We start from the raw sequence: 1,176 nt of genomic DNA, 5'->3' as shown, positions 1-1,176 counted from the left end.
CCGTCTTCTCCATCAGAGACACGTTGGCATCGCAGCGCAACGAGCCCTGATCCATCCGCACATCGGACACGTTCAGCGACTTCAACAGGTCGCGCAACGCGGTGACGTACGCCCGTGCGACCTCGGGCGCACGGGCACCGGTTCCGGTGATGGTCTTGGTCACGATCTCCACCAACGGAACCCCGGCACGGTTGTAATCGAGCAGCGAATGCGACGCCCCCTCGATACGGCCGGTCGCACCGCCCACGTGCGTCGACTTACCGGTGTCCTCCTCCATGTGCGCGCGCTCGATCTCGACTCGAAACGTACTGCCGTCGTCGAGCAGCACATCGAGGTAGCCCTCGGTGGCGATGGGCTCGTCGTACTGCGAGATCTGGTAGTTCTTCGGCTGATCCGGGTAGAAGTAGTTCTTGCGAGCGAACCGTCCCCACGGGGTGATCGAGCAATTGAGCGCCAGCCCGATCCGAATAGCCGACTCCACCGCAGCCGAGTTCACCACCGGAAGCGCGCCGGGAAGACTCAGGCACACCGGGCACACCTGAGTGTTCGGCTCGGCACCGAATTCGGTGGGGCAGCCGCAGAACATCTTGGGCGCCGTGCCCAACTCCACGTGGACCTCCATGCCCAACACGGGGTCGAACTTGGCGAGCACATCGTCGTAATCGATCAGATCGACGGTTGCAGCAGTCATGGTCAGTAGTTTATGCACCGACTACCTGGGTCGTTCCTGCAGGCTCCACTCCCGTACGACGCGCGAGTAACCACGTGCACTCGTTACCGTGCACGGGTGACTCCCCCAGAGAAGCAGACACTGTCCATGACCGTGCTGATGACACCCGACATGGCCAACTTCTCGGGCAACGTCCACGGCGGCACGATTCTCAAGTTCCTGGACCAGGTGGCGTACGCCTGCGCCAGCCGCTACGCGGGGGCCTATGTCGTGACTCTGTCGGTCGATCGCGTCGTGTTTCGCGAACCCATCCACGTCGGAGAACTGGTCACGTTCTCTGCGTCGGTCAACTACACCGGCCGCACCTCCATGGAGGTCGGTATCCGCGTGGAAACCCAGAACATTCAGCGCGGTGAATTGCGCCACACCAACAGCTGCTACTTCACCATGGTCGCGATCGGCGACGACGGCAAGCCGAAGACACTGCCCCAGTTGACGCCGACCAC

At 62.5% G+C, this 1,176-nt stretch carries 1 protein-coding gene and 1 pseudogene; one reads left to right on the top strand and one right to left on the bottom strand.

Annotation, left to right across the window (positions count from 1 at the left end; all coding sequences use genetic code 11):
• Nucleotides 1–691 (bottom strand): annotated as a pseudogene (locus tag A2J02_RS09260) (Asp-tRNA(Asn)/Glu-tRNA(Gln) amidotransferase subunit GatB); the annotation flags it as partial.
• Nucleotides 692–817: 126 nt separating this feature from the next.
• Here A2J02_RS09260 and A2J02_RS09255 point away from each other — a divergent pair.
• Nucleotides 818–1,176, top strand: a 359-nt coding sequence (locus A2J02_RS09255) for an acyl-CoA thioesterase (protein WP_231911428.1), incomplete at its 3' end; no start/stop codon positions are given.

The sequence above is a fragment of the Rhodococcus sp. EPR-147 genome (assembly GCF_001647185.1).
GTDB lineage: Bacteria > Actinomycetota > Actinomycetes > Mycobacteriales > Mycobacteriaceae > Rhodococcoides.
Note: the sequence above shows the minus strand (reverse complement) of the source record. Positions and strands in the feature narration are given on the sequence as shown.